Genomic DNA, 23,604 nt, shown 5'->3' with positions numbered 1-23,604 from the left:
CCGGCTCTTGCATTCACCGAACCGAAACGAAAGCCCATTACCGTCTTTCATATGTTCGAAACGATAGGGATTAAAGGTATGGAAGTTCAGGGCGGAATAACTCGGCCCACATGAAAATGATGTTCTCCTGGACTGCTCTGGCGATTCGGCGCAAGGAGGAGATAGGCATAGATGATGATCTTCGTCAGCATTTTGGGGTGGTAGCGGTCTCCTCTACCGCCGGGGTAGACGTTGGAACATGTTTAACCGGTCGAGGCATCGAATGGTTGGATGGTACCTCTATTCTAGCAAGGATTGGCTTCTTTGTTTTGAGATTTAGATCAAGGTTAACCCCAAACGGAGAGGACGCATGATTCTGGAGAAGCCAAAAGCTTTCTATCAAGAAAGCTGCTTCGGAAGCATAGGCTAGCGTTCGCCTTTGGATGAATGCTGCGCTCACGAACAGAGCGCAAACCAATCATCCTTTGTGAGTGGATTCCAACCTTAACCAATTACAATCAGGGAATCCGTGAACAACAGCGATCGGAAGAACATGCGACCGCGCAGTGGATGCGGTAACCAAAGGTAAATATTTTAAAGTGAAACCAAGGTGTCCCAGTTTTATCTTTTTCCAAACGATACGCGTGACGTTCAGGGATCGAAAATTGCGTTTCATCAACAAATTGATTTCTTCCTTACCCAAAACCTGTATGATGGTTCATAGCGCCCCCAAAAAAGCTGCCGGAAACAAGGAGTGTTTCATACGTGTACAGAGTGGCGATTTGCGATGATGAAGCCAACCAAAGAGAGCATATTAGGAGCGTCTTGATTGCCTTGTCGGTCAAGGCCAATATCGATTTCGAAATCGAGCTATTCAGCTCGGGGGAACAGCTGGTCGCGCATTACGAGCATCGGGAGACGCCATTTCATCTTTTGATCCTGGATATCGAGATGGGGGGAATGAACGGGATTCAGGCGGCCCGCCGCATCAGGGCTTTGAACGATCTGGATGTCCAAATCATCTTCCTTACCGGCTACCCGGACTATATGATGGAGAGCTTCGACGTCTTGACCTTTCAATATTTGATTAAGCCCGTGCCTCCTTCGGTTCTGGAGGAGAAGATCCTCAAGCTATGCCAATACGTGCAAGCGCTGGACAAGAAGTTCATGATCATCAAATCGGGCTATGAAGACATGGTCATCAAATATGACGACCTGATCAGCATTGAAGCGGCCAAAAGTTTAACCATCAAAAGCAAGCTGCGCTTCACGACCCTGCATGGAGTCTATGACGGCAAAGGCATTATCGCGGATTATGCGGCCGCCCTGAAGGATCACAACTTTTTGCAAATTCATCGGTCCATTCTTATTCATCTGCTCCATGTGCGGAAGTTCGCGAGCGGCGTCGTGCTCATGGTCAATGGGCTGGAATTGCCGATCGGCCGTTCCAAAGTGAAAGAGGTTAAAGACCGGTACACCAAATTTATGATCAAAAAGGTCGATAACGATGAGTTTAACTAGCGCGCTGCTTGCCATTCTCTTTATCCTCGTAGTCGGATTGCAGCTTCACTTATTCTTTGATTCGGTATTCGGCAAAACCGCGAGAAAACAATACCGGTTCGTCTACTTTCTGATCTATGGGCTGCTCGGCTACCCGTATATCGCGACTTCGCTTCATCCGGTCATCTACACCACGCTGCCGCTGCTGTTCATTTTTATTGTCGCGCACTCGTACCGCGTCGCCTTTCGCATCAAGCTTATCTTCACGCTGGTCTACGCCGTACTCGTGTCGTTGGCAAGCTCGATCTCGATCTATCTGTTGCATACGCTGGACGATTTCGACTTTAAGCAGTTGGACGTCGTCGCGGAGCTGGATTCCGCCACGTTGACGAAGCTGCTTTTCCTTTGCTGCCTGATCATGTTCGCCGTCATTCAGCTCATACGGCTTGTCGCCAAGCGAAGCAGCTTCTCCTTGCCTTACCGGTACTACGCGATTTTTTTGGTCATCCCGATCCTCAGTATCTATCATCTGAATATTTTAACGTTCAACCGTTTCTATTCCGTCCTTTCCGCCATTGGCTTTATGGTTTTGAACGTCATGATCGTCTATATCTTGGATACGATTACGGATAAATTGCAATTCATGCACGAGAACGTTCAGCTGCAGCAGCAAATGGACTACCAGGATGCGAATTACGAGAAAGTCGTGCACAGCTTCAAGTCCATTAAAAGAATCATCCATGATACGAATCAACAGTTTCTGTATATTGACGAATGCATAAAGCGCGGCGAACTAGCGGCGGCAAGAGAGCACATCAAGACGACGTTGAGCAAGATCGAAGGCGCCTATCAACGGGTCAACACGGGGAATCTAGCCATCGACGCCCTTGTCACCAATACACTGGATATCGGTCAAGCCAACGGGATCCGCATCGACACGAAGCTTAGCTTAGGTTCGCAAGAGATCCATCTCGACCGATATGACCTATGCGTCGTACTCGGCAATATGCTGGATAACGCCATTGAGGCGTCCAAACAGATCAAGATCGCGGAAGACCGGTATATGCTGATCAAAATTCATGCCGAGCCGGGTACGCTGCTGATCCACATCCTGAATAATATGGAACAGGAAGCGCCGCGCTTGCATAGTCAAAAACCAAATCCGGAATTTCATGGGATCGGACTCACCAACATCGCCAGAATTTGTGACAAGTACGGAGGTCATATGACCATTGAGACGAAACGCAAACAATTTCATAATATGGTCGTTCTGCCGTTCATGACGAACAATCCCTAAGCAGCGTGCTGTTCGGGGATTGTTTTTTTCGTTTCAGGACGATTTCGGATTCGCCTGCTTGTTTCCTAGTATGCTGGCTTCAGTTCGTTATTCCAATCGAAATCCAGGAGGTAATAGGCATGAGAAAGAAAGTATTGTTGCTTATGAGCACGCTGCTTGCAGCCGCACCGGTCGCATCCGTCGTCTCGGCATCATCGCAATCGACAGTGGTTCCCGCTGCGCAAACAGCTAAGGAGCTGGCTTTGAAGATCGTAGCTGAATACGGCGTAAGCGGCATCCAATACGCGCTCCGCGATCATGGAGCCGTTGTCTTGTCGGACAGCGCGGGAGTCTACGATAAAGCGACCAAAGCTCCGGTAACCAAGGATACGATGTTCGGCATCGGCTCGACGAGCAAAATGTTCGTGACGGCTGCCGCGATGAAGCTGGCCGATATGCATCGGATCGATATCGATAAGCCGCTCACCGCTTATGTGAAAGACTTCAAAATGGCGGATGAACGGTACAAAAAAATTACGCCGCGCATGCTGATGAATCATTCTTCGGGTCTGTACGGCAGTCACTTCGAGGACGGCTTTCTGTTCGATGACAATGATACGGAAGCCCATGATGATCTGCTGGCGCGTTTGCGGTCCGACCGCTTGAAGGCGGATCCGGGGGCATTTTCGGTGTACTGCAACGATGGATTCCAGCTGTTGGAGATTATGATCGAACGCGTGAGCGGGCTGAGTTACAGCGAATTCCTACGGACTCATTTTAGCGGGCCGCTAGGTCTAAGCGCCACGAAGACGCCGCGTGATTCCTTTGACCGAAGCAGGCTTGCCCGAACGTATTTGCCGCAGTCCGAGCAGGCGCTGCCCGTCGAGAATGTCAATCTGATCGGAACCGGCGGCATTTATTCCACGGCTGAAGAGGTAAGCAAGTTCGGGGATGTGCTCATCGGCAATCGGACGGATCTGCTGTCCGAGCACTCGGTGAAGGCGATGCAAAGCCATGAGTACCGCAAGGGGTTCTGGGTGCCGGAAGAGACCAATTCCTTCAATTACGGCCTCGGCTGGGATGCCGTCCAATTAGCGCCGTTCGATGACTACGGGATTACGGCGCTATCCAAAGGCGGAGATACGACGATGTATCACGCTAGTCTCATTACGCTGCCGGAGCATGATCTGTCCATGGCGGTGCTCTCGTCGGGCGGGGCTTCCAGCTACAATAGCCTACTGGCGACGAAGACTTTGTTGGCCTATGCCAAGGACAAAGGCATCATTGACGAAATTTTGCCTGACCCCACGTTCGAGCCCGCCGTCAAAGCCGAAATGCCGGCAGATCTGGAGGCATACGCCGGATTGTACGTGACCTGGGGGCAATTGGTCGATGTGCAGTTCAAGAACGGGGAGATCGTTCCCGAGCTGAGCGACGGTTTCTCCCCTCCCCAGAAGTTCATGTATACGGGTAACGGACAATTCAAAAACAAAAGCGGAAACGCGACCGTAAGCTTCGAGCGGGCGGAGAATGGCAAGACGTATTTGAAATTTGTCGGTTATGAGAGCGTTCCGGGAATCGGCCAATCGGTCACGGCTACGTATTCGCATCAGAAGCTGGATCGCAATCCGCTGGACTTGGCAACGAAGAAAGTATGGGATGCGCGAAACGGGAAGACCTACTACCCGCTGGATGAGAAAATCACGGCTGTCGGATACCTCGTGCCGTCGTTCATGACAAAGCAATTCGCGGTGAATACCGACTATGGTTATGCATCCGGCGCAAAGATCGTCAGCGGGAATAGAGCCGTCAACGTCGTCCAAATGCCAATTATGCACGGACGAGACACGATTGATCTGAACTTCTACACCAAACAGCAGAAAGAGTATTTGACGATCGGCGCGCAAGCCTACATCAGGGAAGATGCGATACCTGTCTTCACGCTAGGCAGCGGCACGATTCGCCTCCGCCATGATCAGGCGGCCTGGTTTAAGATCGACAAGAAGTTGGCCAATCGCGAGTTAATCGTCAAGGTTCCGGCCAGCGGAGGGTTTGCCGTGTATGATGCGAAAGGGGCGACCGTCCATTATTCAAAGGTACATCATAAGGATTCGGTCGTGCTGCCGGAAGGCGGACTCATCGTATTTGGCGGCAAGCAGGGCGATGTTTTTAACCTAAAAGTGAAGAAAAACTAGATCCGGGGAATGTCGTGATAACGGACTGAAGCTAGCAGGCATATGAATAAAATAAACGTAACGAACACAATAAAGGAGACTGCCGATTGACGGGCAGTCTCCTTCTTCGTACACGGGGCAGTTCGTGCAGCTTGACCTACTTGGTAGCTTGTAGACGGATATCGTCCCAAGAGACGCGCCTTATGCTGGCTTGCACCTGCCCATCAGGATATCTTCTCCAAGGCGGAGCGGCCATCGATTGTTTTGGACCGCTTCATTTTTGCTATCGTCGATCAAATTTGATACATAACGTATCCGAAACCTTGTCGTTGCAGGCATCAAAGTCAAAAGTGACGTGGGAAAATCAATACCTACCGTTTACCGAATGAAGGATCAAGCGGTACGATGACCATAGTTTAGCCGACCCCAACGGTCGATCACTACCTATACATTTCGTAGCGCGGAGGTGGCACTCTCAAAATTGTAAGCGCTTTACATTGGGGTAAAGCTCCAATACAACAGGTCCAGTCAGGGGAAGTTCAGGATTGGAATATGGAAGAGGAGTGAGTTTATGAGTACCGCTATCGTATCCCGTATCAAATCGATTTGCGCAGTCGTATTGTCATTTCTGATGGTCTGCTCGTTGATCGTCGCGCCGATACCGGGCCATGCGTCATCAGATAGCCTGCCTGCCCGTCAGGCGGAGTATCTGAACCGAGGGCTAGTGGCGATGTTGGTCGACAACGGCGTCTTCCTTAGCTGGCGATATCTCCACACGGACCCGGCTGAGATCGCTTTCAATGTCTATAAGAACGGCAGCAAGGTCAATGCGGAGCCTCTTCGCGAAGTGACCAACTATGTGGACACGACCGGGGCGGACAGCTCACAATACCAAATTTCCACCATCGTGGCGGGCAAGGAAGAGATCCAGCCGGAGACGGTATCGGTGTGGCATCGGAATTATTTGCCCATTCCGCTCGATAAGCCGGCCGACGGAAGAACCAAAGACGGCGGTACCTACTCGTATACGGCCAGCGATGCGTCCGTAGCGGATGTAGACGGCGACGGGGAATATGAGATCGTCTTCCTGTGGAACCCGACCAACGCGAAGGACAATTCCCAGGCCGGCTATACCGGCAATGTCTATATGGACGCTGTCGAGCTGGATGGCAGCAAGCTGTGGCGAATCGACCTCGGCGTCAACATCCGGGCCGGCGCGCACTATTCGCCGTTCATGGTGTACGACTTCGATGGCAACGGCAAAGCCGAGGTCGTTGTCAAGACGGCGGACGGCACGAAGGACGGCAAGGGCACGGTCATCGGCGACGGCTCTAAGGACTATCGCAATGAAGGCGGCTATATCTTGTCTGGTCCGGAATATCTCACGTTGTTCGACGGCGCGACTGGCGCAGCCATGTCCACCGTGAATTACGATCCACCTAGAGGCAATGTAAGCGATTGGGGCGACGGGTACGGCAATCGCGTCGATCGTTTCTTGGCCACGGTCGCTTATCTGGACGGCCAGAAGCCAAGCGTCATCATGACCCGCGGCTATTATACGCGCACCGTACTGGCAGCTTACGATTATGTCGGCGGCGAGCTGGTGAAGCGCTGGGTGTTCGACACGAACGAAGCAGGCAAGCAGTATGAAGCGCAGGGCAACCACGGGCTAAGCGTGCTCGACGTCGATGCGGACGGCAAAGACGAAATCATGTTCGGCGCGCTTGCGATCAATGACGACGGCACCTTGCTGTACAGCACCGGACTCGGACACGGCGATGCGATGCATGCCGGCAAGCTGGACCCGAACCGGGACGGCTACCAGGTCGTCAGCGTGCACGAGCACACGAATGCCGAGTACGGACTTGAGATGCGCGATGCCGCAACGGGCGAGATTATATGGGGCGAATATACCGGCAAAGACACCGGACGCGGCATGTCGGCGGATATCGACCCGAACTATCCCGGCTACGAATCCTGGGCCACTACCATTGTCGACGGGCAGATGGTGCCGTTAACAAGCACTTATGCGGCGAACGGGCAAGCGATTTATGGCTTGAACGAAGGGCCGAAGAGCGCCAACTTCGGCATCTGGTGGGACGGAGACCTCGGCCGGGAGCTGTTCGATCATGTGTGGGACAACAGCACGGGCAAAGGCATTCCGGTCATCTACAATTGGGATTACGAGAACAAGAAGCTGGACGAAATGTTCAGGGCGCAAGGCGCGCTGACGAACAACGGTACGAAAGGCAATCCGGCCATTCAGGCCGATATTCTCGGCGATTGGCGGGAGGAAGTGCTGCTGCGAAGCGAAGACAGCACGGAATACCGGCTGTATTCGACGACGATCCCGACATCCTATCGGATTCCCGCGCTCATGCAGGATCCCGTATACCGGTTGGGCGTGGCTTGGCAGAATGCCGGCTACAATCAGCCGCCGCATACGAGCTTCCACATCGGCTTCGGCGAGACGGCATTCCCGCAAGCGAACATCGATCCTGTTGGCGGACCGCAAGCGCTTGAGCCGGTCTATCGCTTTGATTTCGGCACGGACACCGCTGCCGCTTCGATCGGCGTGCAGGGTACGCTCTACGCGAAGGACGCCGGATATGGGTTCGAGAATGCGAGCGGCATTACCGTAGCATCGAACCATGTATCCTTGCCGGCGGATGCCAAATTCGCGGTCGATCTGCCGAACGCCAACTACAAGGTGACGCTGAAGCTCGGCGATGCCGCGAGAGATGGGAATGTAGGCGTCAAATCCGAATTCGTGCAGAAGCTGAAAGTCGCGGACGTGCCGAAGGCTGCGCCGCTTGTCTATTCCTATGACATCGCGCTCGTAGACGGACAGCTGGAATTCATCTTCTCCGGTACGGCCATCGACGTGCAGGAGATCACGATCGAGAAGATTCCAGCGGCACAGGCTGGCCCATCGACGACTATCTACATGGCCGGCGATTCGACGATGCAGTCGTACAGCGCCATGCAGGCTCCGCAGGAGGGCTGGGGGCAGCAATTCGGCCGTTATTTCGCAAACGGCGTCGTGGTGGAGAATGACGCGATCGGCGGCAGAAGCAGCAAATCCTTCATGGTCGACGGCCGCCTGGATACGATATTGCGCGAGATCAAGCCGGGCGATTACTTCTTCATTTCCTTCGGTCATAACGATGCGAGCGTTGGCATACCGGACCGTTATGCGTCTCCGGCAGACTACAAAACCTATTTGGCCCGTTACGTGAACGGCGCCAAACAGCGCGGCGCGACGCCGGTGCTGCTCACGCCGGTCGGACGCCGAGATTTCAATACGATTACCCAGGAATTCAACGTCAGCTTCCCGGAATACGTCAACGCGGCCAAAGAGGTGGCCCGGGAGTTGAACGCGGCGCTGATCGATTTGAGCCAATTAAGCATCGCTCATTACAACAAGGTCGGCCTGGCCGCTTCCGAGAAGCTGTTCTTGTACGCGAATCCGGGCGAATATCCGAAATACCCGAACGGCGTGAACGACAACACGCACTTCAGCGGGTATGGCGCGCAGGTGATCGCCGGCTTGGTCGCGGGCGCGGTCAAAGGCATGAACATCGGCATCTCGTCGTCGGTCATCGATCCGGATATCATCGAGCCGGAGCCAGAGCCGGAGCAGCAGCGCTATGCGGAGAACTTCGAGGGCGATCCGGCAGCCGTCCAATACGCGATGGTGAACGCGACCGGCATCGCGGGAACGATGACGGGGACGGTGGTGGACCAAAGCGGCAACAAGGTGCTGTCCGTCGTCGGATCGGGGTCAGGCAACCGCGCCAAAGTATTCCGGTTGTTCGATGCGGTGAACGGCGATATCGTCCATGTGAACTTCAACTGGAACACGGGCAATGTAGGCGCATCTCCGTCCGAAGGCCATCTGTCGCTGCAGGACGCGAACGAGAACTTGATCCTCACGTTGTACACGACAAGCGGCACGAACACGCCAATCGGTTATTTCCCAGGTCACTATACACCTGATTACGGTACGGGCACGACGGCCATTCCGGGCGGAACGGCAACGAATCTGACGAAGAACCAGTGGGTCAACGTGAAGGCCGATCTCAACTTCGCCGAGAAGACGATCGATCTGACGCTGACGAGCTTGACGGATCCAAGCGTTACGCAGACGATCGAGGATATTCCGATGAGCGCCGGCACCGCCTATGCGAATAACGTCAGAGCGCTGAGGTTCCTCGGGACGCGCAAGGGCGGCGGCGGCACGCTCAGCTGGACGACCCAGATCGACAACGTGCGGATCGAAGGGGCGAAGCTCGATCCGACGGCCGGCGATCAGGCCGCGCTCATCGCGCTGCGCGACGAGGTCAAAGGCTTGGATTTGTCGGCCTACACCGAACAATCCATCGCGGTGCTGAACCGCGCTTTGGCGGCGGCCGAGGCGATCATCGGCACGGAAGCGACGCAGGCGCAGGTCGACCACGCATTTAATGCGCTAACGGTCGCGAAGCAGTCGCTGGCAAGCGAAGCTCGCGGCGACATCAGCAAGTATCAATTCGATTTTGGCGCTGGCGGAGCTGCTGAAGGGTACACGCAGGTAGACGCCAAACGGGCATATGTAGAAGGCAATGGCTACGGGTTTGCCGACACCACGCTCGCCCTGGACGAGAACCGCGGCACAGGCAGCGCCCTGACGGAAGACTTCACCCGCGTCAATGGCACCTCCTTCCTTGTGGAGATGAAGCCGGCCAATTACCGCGTTACCATGACGATCGGCGACGCGCAGGAAGCGACGAACGCCGGCGTAACGGTCGAGCAGATGGCGAAAGTCCCGGTTGGGACCGTGCCGAAAGGCGAATTCAAAGAAATTACGTATGACATTGCGCTCATCGACGGCATTTTGGGCTTCGAGTTCTCGGGCAATACGCCGAAGATTAATGCGCTGACGATCGAACGTTTGCCGGACAACGGCGCAGGCCAGAAGCCGGTCATCTATTTGGCGAGCGATTCCACGGTGGCTAACTATGCGGAGAGCTATCGTCCGCAAGCCGGGTGGGGCGAGACGCTTGGGAACTACTTCAATCTGGAGCAAGTGTCGATCGACAACCGTGCGGTCGGCGGGCTCAGCAGCAAGACTTTCCTGGTAGGCGGCTATTTGAACGACATCCTGCTTGGCATTCATGAAGGGGATTATCTGTTCATGCAGTGGTCCCATAACGACTCCACGCCTTCACGTCCGGAACGTTACCTCACGCCGGAGCAATTCAAAGTGTATTTGAAGGCATATATTAACGGCGCGATGCAGCGTGGCGCAATACCGGTTCTTGTCACGCCGGTGAACAGACGCGACTTCAATGGCGAAACGCTGAATAAGAGCTTCCCGGAATACGTGCAGGCGATGAAAGAGACGGCGCAAGAAACCGGCACGTTGATCGTCGATCTGAATCAGGCGAGCTGGGAATACTTCCAGCAGCTTGGCACGGAAGGCACCAAAGACATCTTCATGTGGGTTGACGGCAAGGAAGACAACACGCACCTGCAGATGAATGGCGCCATCAAAGTATCCGAGCTGGTGGCGAAGCTTGTTCGCGAGCTGAATAGCCCGCTGTCGTCCTATGTCAAGCGGGAGGGCTTGTATGCATCGCTGTCCGGCAGTCCGGCCAGCGTTGTGGGCGGGAGTTTATTTAACACGAATTACGAGCTTCATAACGTTAAAGAAGGATACTACGCGCAGGATATCACGGTCACCTATGACGCGGACAAACTCGAATTCGTCTCGGCGGTCTCGCTGGCGGAAGGCTTCCAGCTGCTGAACGTCGACAAGGGTAGGCCAGGCACCGTCCGCATCATCGCGGCTTCCGAAGGGGAGAGCGGCGTCATCGGCGAAGATGCGACGCTCATCCAGTTGAATTGGAAGGCTAAAAAGCTGGGCGAGACGGCTTCCGCGGCGATCTCCATCGTAGGCACTGCGGCTACGGGCACCGGCGAGGAGAAGCAGATCGGCGCAGCTGCGAAGGCTGTGCAAATTCGGAACGCAACGGATAAGACGGCGCTGGTCTCGCTGCTCGTCACTGCCCAAGCCCAGTTCGACGCCGCGCAAGTCGGCGCGAAGCCGGGGCAATATCCGCAGCAAGCGAAGACGGCGTTCGGCGCCGCGATTACCCAAGCGACCGCAGTGACTGTCGACGAATTCGCGACGGCTTCTCAGATCGCGCAAGCGGTCGAAGCGCTGACGGGGGCGATGAACGCATTCGCGGCATCGGTTATCGTTGCGCAGCCTGGCGATTCGAACGAAGATGGCGCTTATTCGATCGGCGACCTCGGTATCGTCGCCGCCGCGTATGGCAAAACCTCCGACGATGCGCAGTGGAACGCGATCTACAAGAAATACGATTTCAATCAGGATAACGTCATTGAATTGCAGGACCTCGTTGTCGTTGCGCAGGGAATTCTTACAACGAAATAACGAAATAAAGATTCGGCGAACAGCCGTGTCGACACAAAGGCGGACGCTTGCTTCCATTGGGAGGCGAGCGTCCTTTGTTGGTCATGGACTTCGCTCACGCGGCTGCATGAGATCGGTTCAGCGTTATTGACGCACTAACGCATCGTTCCTGTGGTACAATGATCGGATGGACGAGGGAAGACGCAAGAACGGGGGAAGGGCGAATGAACAAGACCGACCGGCAGCTCGCCATCATGCTGGAACTGCAGCGGTGCAAGGTATCGCGAGCGGAGGATTTGGCGTCTCTATTCGAGACGAGCGTGCGGACCATATACCGCGACATTCAAGCGCTAAGCGAAATGGGGATACCGATCGTCGGGGCGCCCGGGCAAGGGTATTCGTTAATGGAAGGGTATTTTCTGCCGCCGGTCGGTTTTTCCGCCGAAGAAGCGGTAACCTTGCTGCTGGGCACCGACTTTATCGAGCAGAAGCTGGATGGGGATTATGGAGGCGTGGCGAAGTCGGCTCGGCGCAAAATCGAAGCGATTCTGCCCGAGCCGGTGCGCGCCGAATCGGCGCGCGTTCGGGAGACGATGCGGCTGCTTCGAGCCGGCGAGCCAGCCGCCACCTCGAAGGAGAAGGATAAGCTCGGTCAAGCCAGACGCGCAATCTTGGAGCGGCGCAAGATGCGGCTCACGTATCGGAAGCGGTTGCCGGAGACGGATGGGAACCGGACGACCGAGCGCGAGGTTTCCCCGTACGGATTGGTGCTCCTGCAAGGGAATTGGATGTTGGTTGCGCGCTGCGACCTGCGTGCGGATATTCGTCATTTCCGGTTATCGCGAGTGACGGAGCTCGCGGTATTGGAGGAACGCTTCCATATGCCGGATGACTTCAACCTAAGCGATTACCGCAAGCCGGATGACCGCAGCGAACGGCTGCGAGTTCGGACGAATCCCGCAATCATGGACAAAATCGTCGAGACCTGCCAATTCTATATGGAGTCGACCGAAGAGCGGCCGGACGGTCTAGTCGTTACCTTTCGGGTTCGTCAGCCGGAGGAGCTGCTGTCTCATATCCTTGGATGGGGCGGAGATGTCGAGGTATTGGAGCCGGAGTCGTTCCGGCATCGGGTGCGGGAAGAGGCCGAAAACATTTTAAAACGCTACTGACACGCTGTTGTCAGTAGCGTTTTTGTATATTGGACTTGTATCCAATTGAGTTAAGGAGCTGGTTAGAATGGTGAAAACTACAGCAGAAGCATTACAGGCGATGGAAACGACGGTAGGGCGATATTTGGCGGAGCTTACGCGCCTTGATATGGAGCAGTTGTTATATAAGACGAACGAAGAGGAATGGTCCATTGGACAAATGTTCGTGCATTTGATTCAATCGGCGCAGTTCATGCATTTGCGCAATGTCGAGCAATGTTTGGCGGGAAGCGAAGCGACGGTAGATGCGGCAGAGCGGAAGACGGAGCGAGGCGAAGAGGCGTTCGCCTGCGGAAGCTACCCGTCCATTCGAATTCGGGTCCCGGCTTCGCCGCAATACACGCCGCGGCAGCCAGAGAGCAAGGGGCAGCTGGCGGAAGGACTTCACGCCGTCGTGGAACGGATGAAGCAGACGGAAGCCGCCGTGAATGAGTCGCCTGATGGCCGCAAAATGGTTCATCCCGGGTTCGGCGCCTTGAACGCCAAGGAGTGGTTCTTGATCATTGACATGCATTATCGGCATCATCTGGCGCAGCTGGAACGGCTGAAAGCTTCGCTGGCAGCTGCTGAAGTCGGCCAGATCAACGGTTAACGATCGCGAAGGACATCGACTAGTTGGCGATATTCGCCGCATAAGGGGACTCCGAAAACCTGTAGGTGGGTTTTCGGAGTTTTTTGTTTGTTTATTTCCGTAACATATGTTATCTTTAACATATGTTACGAGTGAGGAGTAATTGCGATGTCGATCAACCATGCCATTTTAGGTTTTCTCCGCGAATGTTCTTTATCCGGTTACGACCTGAAGAAGCGAATCCAGGATTCCCCGATATTGCCTTGGTCCGGCAACAACAATCAGATTTATAAGGCGCTGGTCGAGCTGCTGGAAGAAGGATGGGTGACCCATGAGGTGCTGCATCAGGAGAGTTCGCCGACCAAGAAGATGTATACGATCACCGAGAGCGGCGAAGCCGAGCTGCGCAACTGGGTGCTAACGTCTTGCGAGCCGCCTGAATTCAAGAAGCTGGCGCTTGCCCAGCTTGCCTTCGCCAGCGGTCTGACCGATGCGGAGCTGCATCAATGGTTGGACCGTTATGAGCAGGAGCTCGTCTCGCAGCGGCATTACCATGAGGAGAAGCGAAGACGGGAAGCGATCGCTCCCTGTACCGGGCGGCGGGAATTGCTCATTCAGGAGATGATTCACGAGAACGTCCTGTCTTTTTATACAAGCGAACAGAACTGGATTCAACGATTACGAAGCGCAATTAAGCGCATGGAAGAAGGAGCGGAATAGAATGAATTACCGAATTGTGGACAAAGGAACGATCAAATACCTGTATTTTGATTCCGCCGAAACGCCGATCAGCACGAAGCAGCATGCGCTGGATCTCATCGTCATCTGCTGGGAACAAGGGCTGCAGGAAATTCTGATTCATGCCGATGCGTTGTCCGAGGAATTCTTCTTGCTGCGGACCGGATTGGCCGGAGAAATTTTGCAGAAATTCGTCAATTATCAAATGCGGGCCGCGGTTATCGTGCCGGATGATCAAGTGATCAAAGGGAAGTCCAGCGAGATGCTGGCAGAGCTCAACCGCGGGAATATTTTTCGCGCTTTCCCGTCGTACGACGAAGCCGAGCAATGGCTGGTGGGAACGTAGCCGTAGTTACATTGCACCCCGTACATGCATCGGCTGGTAATAATGTTCCATTGCTGTCTGTGCATTCGATCTCTATAATCATAGATGGACACGGTAATGCGCTGGTTTCCCTCGGGACCAGCGCATTTTTTTTGTTTAGGCCGACCTAATCGTGTGGGCGTCATAGCGTCTGCCCGCTATCCACCGTGATGATCTGGCCGGTCATGGCTTCTTGCTCCAAGGCTGCGCAGACCAGCTGCGCAATATCTTCCGGTTCGGAAATTCGCTGCAGGAGAAGATTGGGCGCCAACCGATGCATAGCCGCTTCTTTGCCTGTCCACCATCTGGTGGCAACGGCTCCAGGCACGATGCAGTTCACGCGAATGTCGGGCGCCAAGGCGCGAGCCAACGATTTCGTTAACCCGTGCACGGCCGCTTTGGATACGGCGTAGGGAAGCGAGGAGCCTAGACCGGTCTGACCGGCGATACTGCCGATATTGACGATCGCGCCTTGTCCGCTGCGCTTCATATGCGGCGCAACGGCACGCGCGCAATAGAACATGCCTTTCACGTTGGTCGCGTACAGCTCATCCCATACCTCCTCCGTCGCCGAATCCAAATCTTCCATGGGGATATGCTTCGTTACGCCGGCGTTATTCACGAGGACGTGTACCGGGCCCAATTGCCGAGCCGCTGCTTCGAACAGGTCTCGAACTTCGCCGTCCCGGGATATATCGGCTTGGATCGCTAAAGCACGGCCGCCTTCCGATGTAATCTGCCGCACGGTATCTTCCGCTTCCGCCCGCGATCGTGAATAGTTCACGATCACTTTGGCGCCTCGCTTGGCAAGCGCAAGGCTTGTCGCTCGTCCGATTCCCGTACCGCCGCCCGTAACCAGGGCAGTTTTGCCGTGTAAGTCCATTGTCAGTCGCTCCTTCGATTCTTAGATTGATTCTATTGTATCGTGCGCAGGGTGTTCTGTATAATTGAATGAAGTGAATGTGCTATTCAATATAATTGAATTCAGGTGACGGATCGATGATGGATACGAAGGCATTGGTTACCTTTCAGACGATCGTGAAACAAGGGAGCTTTATCCGCGCGGCTCAAGAGCTTAACTATGCGCAATCGACGATCACGATGCAAATGCAGAAGCTCGAATCCGATCTAGGCGTTCAGCTTTTGGAGCGCGGGAAGGAACTGGCTTTGACCGAAGCTGGGCGGTTGTTCTATGACGAAAGCGCGCTAATCCTCAAACGGATGGAACGCCTTCAGAGCAGCTTGTCGGATCTGCAGTCCGGGGAAGCGGGCCATGTGCGGTTGGGGGTAACGGAGCCGACGGCGAGCTACCGTCTGCCTCGGCTGTTGGGCAGCTTTATAGACAAGTATCCGAACATTCGAATCGCCGTGGAAATTTCGAGCTCGGCGGTTCTTTGCGAGAAGATCCTGAAAGGCGAGCTTGATTTTGCGTTAGGGACCGCTCCCGGCATCGGCAACGAGCTCTATTTCGAGCCCTTATTTCACGAAACGTTCGTTGTCTTGCTGCCGGATGATCATCCTTTGGCGCGGCAAGAGGAGATCGATCCCGAAGATTTGCAGGGACACCGGCTGTTGGTGACCTCGGCGACCTGTCCGTATCGCAGGAAGCTGGAAGTTGTGCTGCAAGCAAGGGGGAGCGTCACGCTCGATACGATGGAAATTGGCAGCATGACGGCGTTGAAGCATTATGTCGAGTGTGGGCTTGGGATCGCGCTCGTTCCGGAAATCGTCGTCGAGCCGGCTGCGAAGGGGACGGTGGTCAGGCCGATCGATGTCAGTCTCGTCCATATGACGATCGGGATGTCGTGCAAGGCGTCGGCGTACCCGCTCCAAATGGCAAGCCAACGCTTATTTCAATATCTCGCGAGGGAGCTGTCCAAGACGAACGAATAATCGGGCGACCGGCTGACGGATAAGAAAAGGAGCCTTGCTTTGGAAGTCATTCCGAAGCAAGGCTCCTTCTAATTTATGGCGCATAATGGCGTGATTCTAAGCTGCTTGCCGTCGAAGCTGCTGACTAGTGCAATTAATAATGATTTTCATTCTCAATAAACTGTGATACGATTAAAGCACTGGTTTGACAAGTGTTGGCATTTAGGACTCGCGCAATATCGTAACGGTCATCGTGAGAATGACGTGTTTGGCTCGATGCCGAGCCGGTCGTCGCGGACGCGCCTGATGCCATCGTAGCAGGCAGGCTGCAGCGGGAAATCCGCTATGACAATTCGGCACATTGGCATGAAATAAACCGACTTCAAACTAATATAGGCAGAGGAGAGGTACAAGATGAGCGACAAAGAACTATTCGACGTGACGATTATCGGGGGAGGACCGGCGGGGCTGTTCGCCTCGTTCTACAGCGGCTTGCGCGAGTTGAAGACGAAGATCATCGAGTTCCAGCCTCACTTGGGCGGCAAGGTACACGTGTATCCCGAGAAAATGATCTGGGACGTCGGCGGCTTGACGCCCATTTCCGGCGAACGTCTCATCGAGCAGCTGGTCGCGCAAGGAACAACGTTCGATCCGACCGTCGCGCTCGGGGAGAAAGTCACCTCCATCGCCAAAGGGGAGGACGGTCACTTCGTGCTGAACACGGCTGCCGGGAACGCGCATTATTCGCGAACGGTCATACTTGCCATCGGCTATGGCATTCTGAAGCCGACGAAGCTGAAGCTGGAGGGCGCGGAACGGTATGAGGTCGGCAATTTGCATTACACGGTCAAATCGCTGGCCCGCTTCAAGGGCAAGACGGTGCTGATCTCGGGCGGCGGCCACACGGCGATCGATTGGGCGAACGAGCTGGCGCCTTTTGCCGAGCAGGTGTTCTTGACATACCGGAAGGATACATTGAAAGGACACGAGGCGGAGGTGTCGAAGCTGATGGACAACGGCGTCGGCTGCCTGCTGAACACCGAGATCGAGAGCCTCATTGCACAGCCCGGCGAGGAGGCTATCGACCGGGTACTCCTGCGGAATAACGACGATGGCAGCGCGGTCGAGCTGAAGGTCGACGAGGTCATCATCAGTCACGGCTACGACCGGGACCGGGATTTACTGGCCAACAGCGAGATCCAAATCGAGATGCAAGGCGAGTGGAACATCGCCGGCACGCCAATGAGCGAGACGTCGGTTCCGGGCATATTCGCCGCTGGCGATCTGCTCGCCCATCCTGGCAAGCTTCACCTCATCGCCGGCGCGTTCCAGGATGCGGCCAACGCGGTCAACAAGGCGAAACAGTATATTGCGCCGGAGGCCGAAGCGTATGGCATGGTATCCTCCCATAACGAACGCTTCCAAGAGCGCAACCGCGAGCTGAAGAAGCAGCTGTTCTCCTGATTGGAGATGAATCCCACGATCATAGCGATCCGAACGCGAAGACAGCCGGTCCAACACGACCGGCTGTCTTCTTATTTTGCTTGCTGTTGACGACGATACATCTTGGGCGTGACGCCAGTCAGCTTCTTGAACACGTCATAGAAGTGCCGCATTCCTTGGAAACCGCAGAGCAGCGCGATGGTCTCGATCGTATCATCCGTTGAGAGAAGCAGCTCTTTCGCCCGGACAAGCCGCTTGGCATTGACATAATCGGTCACGTTCATGCCGGTGAGCTGCTTGAAGACGCGGGAGAAGTGGCTCGCGCTGACGCAGGCTTTGATTGCCAATTCCGCAAGTCCGCCGCATCGGATCGGATCGCTGTTGATGTCCCGCAGAGCGGCCTGAATCCAGTGCGGCCCGATTCCGATCGCGGATGAAGCAGCTTCTTGCATGAACGGATGACGGTCCAACTCGAGCAGCAGCTGCTCAAGTTGAAGCCACAACGCCCGGCGATATCCCGAACCTTGCTCGGTTATTTCGTTCCCCATCGCGTGAATGGCCGCTTCGATTCGGGTCCTAACCGGCTCGGGCAGTGCGATTTTGTATTGTTTCGTCTGACGTGCAACTTCAAAGCATCGCAGCGGTTCGAATCCATCGTTCAGCGAGACGGCCTGCACGAGCGCGGGCGAGAAGAAGAGGGCGGTCGACACGACAGGTTCATCGGTTGACGGAAACGCACGATGCACGGTATTGCCGGGGATGAGGAACAGATCGCCGGGTCGTTTGTCGTACAAGGCATGGTCGATGAAAAACGTTCCTCTGCCCTCGTGGATATACACCACTTCGTATAAGTCGTGCAGATGATCCGGCCATTCATCCTCTACATGGCGAACGCCTTTATAGACTAGCTCGAAAGGGAAGTTCGGCTCCAGATGGAAAGGTTTGCGAACAGGCTGCATGTAGGCTGCTCCTATGCCGTTAGAATGGGAATGTCATATCAAGATTGGACATAAACATGCACAAATGCGACATTTCTATTCCCTATTATAGGTGTACAATCAACATTATCAAGAGAGGAGAGGTCTTCGATATGCGGATAGACGCACATCAGCATTATTGGTCGATGGCGCGTACGGATTACGGTTGGATTACCGACGCCATGCCTGTCTTATACAGAGATTACGGGCCGGAGGATTTGGCCATCCACTTGAAGCGCCATAACATTGACGGCACCATCGTCGTGCAGGCGGCTCCGACGATCGAGGAGACGATGTATTTGTTGTCGCTGGCCGATCGTTCGGATTCGATTCTCGGCGTCGTCGGCTGGCTCGATTTGTTCGATCCAAGGCATCGGGCGCATTTCGAGCGGTTCAACGAGCATCCGAAGTTCGTCGGCTTCCGCATCATGATCCAGGAGATGGCCGATGCCGGCCGCGTGCTCGAACCCGCTTTCGTGGAAGCGCTTCAATCGTATGCCAAGATGGACGTGCCGGTCGATCTGCTCGTGACCGCCGATCAGCTGGATGTGCTCAACGAGCTGCTCGATGCAGTCCCGGACGTAAGAGGCGTCATTGACCACATCGGCAAGCCGCGTATCGCCGAGCAGGTATTCGAGCCATGGGCGTCTCAGATCGAACGGGCATCCAAACATCCGAAGCTGCACTGCAAGATATCCGGCATGGTGACGGAAGCGGATCATCAGGCATGGGAGCGGGGGCAGTTCACACCCTACATCGAGCATGCGCTTCGCGCGTTCGGGCCGGAGCGGGTGATGTTCGGTACGGATTGGCCGGTTTCTCTGCTCGCCGCAAGCTACGATGAAGTGGTTGGCGTGCTGGACGGCGCAATGCCCGCGACATGGAGCGACCAGGAGCTGGCGAAGCTGTACGGCGGCAATGCGCGGCGATTTTACAAGTTAAGTTGAAGATGATCGTCATCTTATTCGGCAAAAACCTTTAACGAGAGGCAGGGATCCGGATGTACCAACTTCAATACAACTCGCCGGCCGCGTACTGGACGCAGGCGCTTCCCATTGGCAATGGCCGGCTGGGCGCCATGATCTTCGGCGGCGTCGAGCGCGAACGGCTTCAGCTCAACGAGGATACGTTGTGGTCGGGCTATCCGAAGGACGGCAGCAATCCTGAGGCCAGGGCGGTATTGCCCCGGGTAAGAGAGTTTATCGCGCAGGGCGAATACGGGGAAGCCGATCGCTTGAGCAAGCAGATGATGGGGCCGTATACGCAATCTTATTTGCCGTTCGGGGACTTGCAGCTGTTCATGGAGCACGGCAATCATAGCCGGTCGTATCGCCGAAGTCTGAATCTCGAGCAGGGCATCTGCTGCGTATCCTATGAGATCGGCGAGACGCAATACACGCGCGAAATGTTCGCCTCCCACCCCGATCAGCTCATTGTCGTGCGACTTCAATGCAGCCGGGAAGGGGGCTTGAGTTTCCGCGCGAAGCTGGACAGCCCTATACGCTGCGAATCCTCGGTATCGGATGATGCATACGTCATTAGCGGCGTGGCTCCGGAACATGTGTCGCCCAACTATTATCCGACCGACGACCCGATTCGTTACGGGGACCCGGCGACTTCGGCAGCGCTGCGCTTTCACGGTCGTCTGTTCGCCGCCCATGAAGGCGGAGAGAGGCGGATCACGCATGACGGCATCCACATTGTCGGTGCTACTCACGCCACGCTATTCTTCAGCGCGGCGACTAACTTCGATGCCGGACTCGGAAGAGGCAGCGACGACCGGAACCCTGAACGGGTCGCGAGCGGATACTTGCGGCAAGCCGTCACCAGACGTTACGAAGATATTCGAGGCGACCACATCGCCGATTTTGCCGCGTTGTTCAATCGCGTCGCGCTTCAACTTGGCGAGAACAAGGCGCCGGCGGAGATGGCAACGGATCGGCGAATTGCCGAATACGGGGGCGATGATCCTGGTCTGGTGGAGCTTCTGTTTCACTATGGCCGCTATCTGATGCTCGCGAGCTCGCGGCCGGGCTCGCAGCCGGCCAACTTGCAAGGGATTTGGAATGAGCACACGCAAGCGCCATGGAGCAGCAACTATACGTTGAATATCAATGCGCAGATGAACTATTGGCCGGCGGAGACGTGCAATATGGCCGATATGCATGAGCCGCTACTCGACTTCATTGCCCGCTTGGCGGCTAACGGCGCTCGTACCGCCGAAGTCAATTACGGCGCGAGAGGATGGGTGGCGCATCATAATTCGGATCTATGGGCGCATACCGCTCCGGTCGGCGACTACGGTCACGGCGACCCGGTATGGGCGTTATGGCCGATGGGCGGGGTGTGGTTGTCCCAACATCTATGGGAGCACTATGCATTCGGGCGAGATACGAACTATCTTCGGGACCAAGCCTATCCCATCATGAAAGGCGCCGCCACCTTCTGTCTGGATTGGCTCATTGCCAATGAAGAAGGATACCTGGTCACGGCTCCTTCCACTTCGCCTGAGCACAAGTTCATTCATCGGGACGGGACATATGCGGTCAGCGCAGCGGCGACGATGGATCTGGCTTTGGTCCGGGATTTGTTCGCGAATTGCATGGAAGCGGCCAAGGCGCTGGATGTCGATGAATCATTTCGAAATGAGCTTGCGGCAGTGCTTGATCGGCTCTTGCCGCTGCAAATCGGCAAACACGGGCAGCTGCAGGAATGGTACAAGGATTTCGACGACGAGGACATCCATCACCGGCACGTCTCGCACTTATTTGGCGTCTACCCGGGAAGACACATCACCGAGGGTGCCGAGCCGGCGCTTTATGCGGCTGCGAGAACTTCCCTCGAGCGGAGAGGCGACGGCGGCACCGGTTGGAGCCTGGGATGGAAGATCGGCTTGTGGGCGAGGTTCAAGGAAGGGAACCGCGCGCTGCGGCTGCTATCGAATCTATTGACGCTTGTGAAAGAAGATGAGCCGGATAACTATAATCAAGGCGGCGTATACGCTAACCTATTCGACGCGCATCCGCCATTCCAGATCGACGGCAATTTCGCGGCGACAGCCGGAATCGCCGAGATGCTCCTCCAGTCGCATGAAGGATATTTGGAACTCCTACCGGCGCTGCCTGATGAGTGGTCAAGCGGTTTCGTCGCCGGATTAAGAGGCCGCGGCGGATTCGAATTGAGCCTCAGATGGGCACAGGGGAAGCTGACCGAAGCCATGATTGTGGCAAGCCAAGATCAGACATGCACGGTGAAGTATGGCCAGGCGTTCGAAATCTGGGAGAACGAGCGTACAATTGCGACCGTCACGGCTCCCGATGGACGCTGCAGTTTCCCCGTGGAGGCGGGCAAACGCTACCGAATAATGGCGACATAGCAGGACGAAGTCCGAGGGGCTTCATGTTTTTACGGAGCTGCTTCATTCGGCTCTGCCAGCTTGCGCATCTTCGGCTGGCGAGAAGGCGGATTATCCTATTTCGGAATAGTTGTATCGAAGAGTCGCCGTTGGCGGCTTTTTGTTTTGAAGGACAACTCGGCTATAGGGTAAGCAAGGCATATGATGGCGGCGTAGTCCATCGAGGCTTGCAGATTTGTAGTTTTTGTGCCATTGTTTTCTAACCGGATACCAACCGATCTCCTCTCACGTATTGTACTCCGTACCGCAAGGCAAATAGAGAAACGATACGGGAAAGAGAGTGGAGACGGATGGACATGCAGACGGAGCGAATTTTGCTAGTGGACGACGAAATGCGAATCCGCAGCTTGCTGAAACTGTACTTGAGCAAAGACCATTATGTGATCGACGAAGCCGCGGACGGACTCGAAGCAATCCGCAAAATATCCGAGAACGACTATCACTTGGTTCTACTGGACGTGATGCTTCCAGGCTTAAACGGCTTCGAGGTTTGCAAGGCGGTGCGGGAGTTCAAACAAACGCCGATTATGATGCTCACGGCGTACGGGGATGAATTCGGCAAAATCAAGGGCTTCGAGGCGGGGGCGGACGATTACGTGACGAAGCCGTTCAGTCCGCGCGAGGTTGTTCTACGCGTGAAAGCAATGTTGAACCGGACTGCTTGGATGGATCCGGATTTCAGCCCTCCGAGGTTGTCCAATAAAGTCGTACTCCCGTACCTGACGATCGAACCGGGGGCGCGTCGCGTTCTCGTGAAGGGGACGGAGCTGCGTCTGACAATGAAAGAATTCGAGCTGCTGTATTTCCTGGCCCGTCATCCCGGCAAAGCGTACACCCGAGAAGAGCTGCTACGGGAAGTATGGCGCAGCGAGACGGTCAGGAAAGGCGAGGATCGAACCGTTGACACCCATGTGAAGCGCATTCGCGAGAAGCTGAACGCGGCCGAGCCTGAAGCGGCCAAGATGATCTATACGGTATGGGGGCTGGGCTACAGCCTGCGCCCCCCGATGGAGGACAATAGCACGGTCCGGCTTCTATCGACTTAAACATTCTTACATCTCAACTAGAAAGCAGGAGATCACGGTGACAATTCAATTCAGCGCATTCGACATTACCCTCCCGCAGAATGCGCAACAAGTGAAGGCGCTGCAACAGGCGTCTTACCCGCTGGAAGCGAAGCTGCTTGGCCTGGATTCCATTCCGCCGATGCACGATACGGAAGAATCGCTGATCGCTTGCGGGGAACAGTTCATCGGATGCTTTGAAGGGGAGCGCTTGGTCGGAGCGGTGTCGTATAAGCTGGAGGCGAATACGTTGGATATTCATCGCATGATGGTGCATCCCGAGCGTATGCGCAGAGGCATCGCTCAATCGCTGATTCAGGAAGCATTATCTACGCCGGGCGCTGCGCAAGCGATAATCGCCACGGGTACCGCGAATACGCCTGCTGTCCGGCTTTACGAGAAGAACGGATTTACCGAGACCGAGCGTGTGGCCATCGCGCCGGGCGTTACGATCACCCGGTTCGAGAAAGCTTTGAATTAAGCGATTCTTATCCGGACGGCGGCGAGTATATGCGGCGAGTATATATTGATGCAAGGATGGGGGTGTCCCAAAAGTCATCAAAAGATGACCTTGGGATACCCCCGGTTTTTTTAAAAAA

Annotated in this window: 16 protein-coding genes; 14 read left to right on the top strand and 2 right to left on the bottom strand. The window is 55.2% G+C overall.

Annotated features, from left to right (window positions below; all coding sequences use genetic code 11):
• The first annotated feature begins 744 nt into the window (after positions 1-744).
• The 8 genes from ACFFSY_RS18115 (at position 745) to ACFFSY_RS18080 (ending at position 14,216) form a co-directional block, all read left to right on the top strand.
• Positions 745-1,500 carry a LytR/AlgR family response regulator transcription factor gene (locus tag ACFFSY_RS18115; RefSeq protein ID WP_377496581.1) on the top strand — a complete coding sequence of 252 codons (756 nt, stop codon included), beginning with the start codon at positions 745-747 and terminating at the stop codon, positions 1,498-1,500.
• A complete protein-coding gene (locus tag ACFFSY_RS18110) occupies positions 1,487-2,776 on the top strand; it encodes a GHKL domain-containing protein (RefSeq protein ID WP_377496579.1) in 1,290 nt (429 codons plus the stop codon). The genes ACFFSY_RS18115 and ACFFSY_RS18110 overlap by 14 nt, the downstream gene beginning before the upstream one ends.
• Before the next feature lie 119 nt (positions 2,777-2,895).
• Positions 2,896-4,950 carry a serine hydrolase domain-containing protein gene (locus ACFFSY_RS18105; RefSeq protein ID WP_377496577.1) on the top strand — a complete coding sequence of 685 codons (2,055 nt, stop codon included), beginning with the start codon at positions 2,896-2,898 and terminating at the stop codon, positions 4,948-4,950.
• 550 nt (positions 4,951-5,500) lie between these two features.
• Positions 5,501-11,371, top strand: a complete 5,871-nt coding sequence (locus ACFFSY_RS18100; protein ID WP_377496575.1) for a rhamnogalacturonan lyase family protein — start codon at positions 5,501-5,503, stop codon at positions 11,369-11,371.
• Between the two features lie 203 nt (positions 11,372-11,574).
• A complete protein-coding gene (locus ACFFSY_RS18095; RefSeq protein WP_377496573.1) occupies positions 11,575-12,522 on the top strand; it encodes a helix-turn-helix transcriptional regulator in 948 nt (315 codons plus the stop codon).
• Between the two features lie 67 nt (positions 12,523-12,589).
• Positions 12,590-13,153 carry a DinB family protein gene (locus ACFFSY_RS18090; RefSeq protein ID WP_377496571.1) on the top strand — a complete coding sequence of 188 codons (564 nt, stop codon included), beginning with the start codon at positions 12,590-12,592 and terminating at the stop codon, positions 13,151-13,153.
• A gap of 147 nt (positions 13,154-13,300) precedes the next feature.
• Positions 13,301-13,852 (top strand): PadR family transcriptional regulator, encoded by a 552-nt coding sequence (locus tag ACFFSY_RS18085; RefSeq protein WP_377496568.1) that lies wholly within the window; start codon positions 13,301-13,303, stop codon positions 13,850-13,852.
• 1 nt (position 13,853) lies between these two features.
• Positions 13,854-14,216: a DUF4180 domain-containing protein gene (locus ACFFSY_RS18080; RefSeq protein ID WP_377496566.1), complete on the top strand. Its 363-nt coding sequence runs from the start codon at positions 13,854-13,856 to the stop codon at positions 14,214-14,216.
• Between the two features lie 160 nt (positions 14,217-14,376).
• On the opposite strand, the gene ACFFSY_RS18075 is transcribed toward ACFFSY_RS18080, so the two are convergent.
• Positions 14,377-15,117, bottom strand: coding sequence for an SDR family NAD(P)-dependent oxidoreductase (locus tag ACFFSY_RS18075; protein WP_377496564.1), 741 nt, complete (start codon positions 15,115-15,117; stop codon positions 14,377-14,379).
• Positions 15,118-15,236: 119 nt separating this feature from the next.
• On the opposite strand from ACFFSY_RS18075, the gene ACFFSY_RS18070 reads away from it, so the two are divergent.
• Together ACFFSY_RS18070 and ACFFSY_RS18065 are read left to right on the top strand one after the other, a co-directional pair.
• Complete coding sequence (locus ACFFSY_RS18070) at positions 15,237-16,127, top strand: LysR family transcriptional regulator (protein WP_377496853.1); 891 nt, start codon at positions 15,237-15,239, stop codon at positions 16,125-16,127.
• Positions 16,128-16,520: 393 nt separating this feature from the next.
• Entirely contained in the window at positions 16,521-17,570 is a 1,050-nt protein-coding gene (locus tag ACFFSY_RS18065; protein WP_377496562.1) for an NAD(P)/FAD-dependent oxidoreductase, read from the top strand.
• Positions 17,571-17,641: 71 nt separating this feature from the next.
• On the opposite strand, the gene ACFFSY_RS18060 is transcribed toward ACFFSY_RS18065, so the two are convergent.
• Positions 17,642-18,508 carry an AraC family transcriptional regulator gene (locus ACFFSY_RS18060; protein WP_377496559.1) on the bottom strand — a complete coding sequence of 289 codons (867 nt, stop codon included), beginning with the start codon at positions 18,506-18,508 and terminating at the stop codon, positions 17,642-17,644.
• A gap of 131 nt (positions 18,509-18,639) precedes the next feature.
• Between ACFFSY_RS18060 and ACFFSY_RS18055 the strand changes: the two genes are divergently transcribed.
• The 4 genes from ACFFSY_RS18055 to ACFFSY_RS18040 all read left to right on the top strand — a co-directional run bounded on the left by ACFFSY_RS18055 (position 18,640) and on the right by ACFFSY_RS18040 (position 23,486).
• Entirely contained in the window at positions 18,640-19,473 is an 834-nt protein-coding gene (locus tag ACFFSY_RS18055) for an amidohydrolase family protein (protein ID WP_377496557.1), read from the top strand.
• 53 nt (positions 19,474-19,526) lie between these two features.
• Positions 19,527-21,902 (top strand): glycoside hydrolase family 95 protein, encoded by a 2,376-nt coding sequence (locus ACFFSY_RS18050; protein ID WP_377496554.1) that lies wholly within the window; start codon positions 19,527-19,529, stop codon positions 21,900-21,902.
• Between the two features lie 329 nt (positions 21,903-22,231).
• On the top strand, positions 22,232-22,987 hold the full coding sequence (locus tag ACFFSY_RS18045) for a response regulator transcription factor (protein WP_377496552.1): 756 nt from the start codon (positions 22,232-22,234) through the stop codon (positions 22,985-22,987).
• A 37-nt stretch (positions 22,988-23,024) separates the two neighbouring features.
• Positions 23,025-23,486, top strand: coding sequence for a GNAT family N-acetyltransferase (locus ACFFSY_RS18040; protein WP_377496549.1), 462 nt, complete (start codon positions 23,025-23,027; stop codon positions 23,484-23,486).
• The last annotated feature ends 118 nt before the right edge of the window (positions 23,487-23,604 follow it).

Origin of the sequence: Paenibacillus aurantiacus (genome assembly GCF_042431225.1) — a bacterium.
Lineage (GTDB): Bacteria > Bacillota > Bacilli > Paenibacillales > Paenibacillaceae > Paenibacillus_Z > Paenibacillus_Z aurantiacus.
This window is presented reverse-complemented; position numbering and strand designations above follow the sequence as displayed.

Coding starts and splice junctions, on each gene's coding strand:
- ACFFSY_RS18070 (WP_377496853.1), top strand. CDS start 15,237: ATGGATACGAAGGCATTGGTTACCTTTCAGACGATCGTGAAACAAGGG.
- ACFFSY_RS18100 (WP_377496575.1), top strand. CDS start 5,501: ATGAGTACCGCTATCGTATCCCGTATCAAATCGATTTGCGCAGTCGTA.
- ACFFSY_RS18055 (WP_377496557.1), top strand. CDS start 18,640: ATGCGGATAGACGCACATCAGCATTATTGGTCGATGGCGCGTACGGAT.
- ACFFSY_RS18080 (WP_377496566.1), top strand. CDS start 13,854: ATGAATTACCGAATTGTGGACAAAGGAACGATCAAATACCTGTATTTT.
- ACFFSY_RS18110 (WP_377496579.1), top strand. CDS start 1,487: ATGAGTTTAACTAGCGCGCTGCTTGCCATTCTCTTTATCCTCGTAGTC.
- ACFFSY_RS18065 (WP_377496562.1), top strand. CDS start 16,521: ATGAGCGACAAAGAACTATTCGACGTGACGATTATCGGGGGAGGACCG.
- ACFFSY_RS18095 (WP_377496573.1), top strand. CDS start 11,575: ATGAACAAGACCGACCGGCAGCTCGCCATCATGCTGGAACTGCAGCGG.
- ACFFSY_RS18075 (WP_377496564.1), bottom strand. CDS start 15,117: ATGGACTTACACGGCAAAACTGCCCTGGTTACGGGCGGCGGTACGGGA.
- ACFFSY_RS18090 (WP_377496571.1), top strand. CDS start 12,590: ATGGTGAAAACTACAGCAGAAGCATTACAGGCGATGGAAACGACGGTA.
- ACFFSY_RS18045 (WP_377496552.1), top strand. CDS start 22,232: ATGGACATGCAGACGGAGCGAATTTTGCTAGTGGACGACGAAATGCGA.
- ACFFSY_RS18050 (WP_377496554.1), top strand. CDS start 19,527: ATGTACCAACTTCAATACAACTCGCCGGCCGCGTACTGGACGCAGGCG.
- ACFFSY_RS18060 (WP_377496559.1), bottom strand. CDS start 18,508: ATGCAGCCTGTTCGCAAACCTTTCCATCTGGAGCCGAACTTCCCTTTC.
- ACFFSY_RS18105 (WP_377496577.1), top strand. CDS start 2,896: ATGAGAAAGAAAGTATTGTTGCTTATGAGCACGCTGCTTGCAGCCGCA.
- ACFFSY_RS18085 (WP_377496568.1), top strand. CDS start 13,301: ATGTCGATCAACCATGCCATTTTAGGTTTTCTCCGCGAATGTTCTTTA.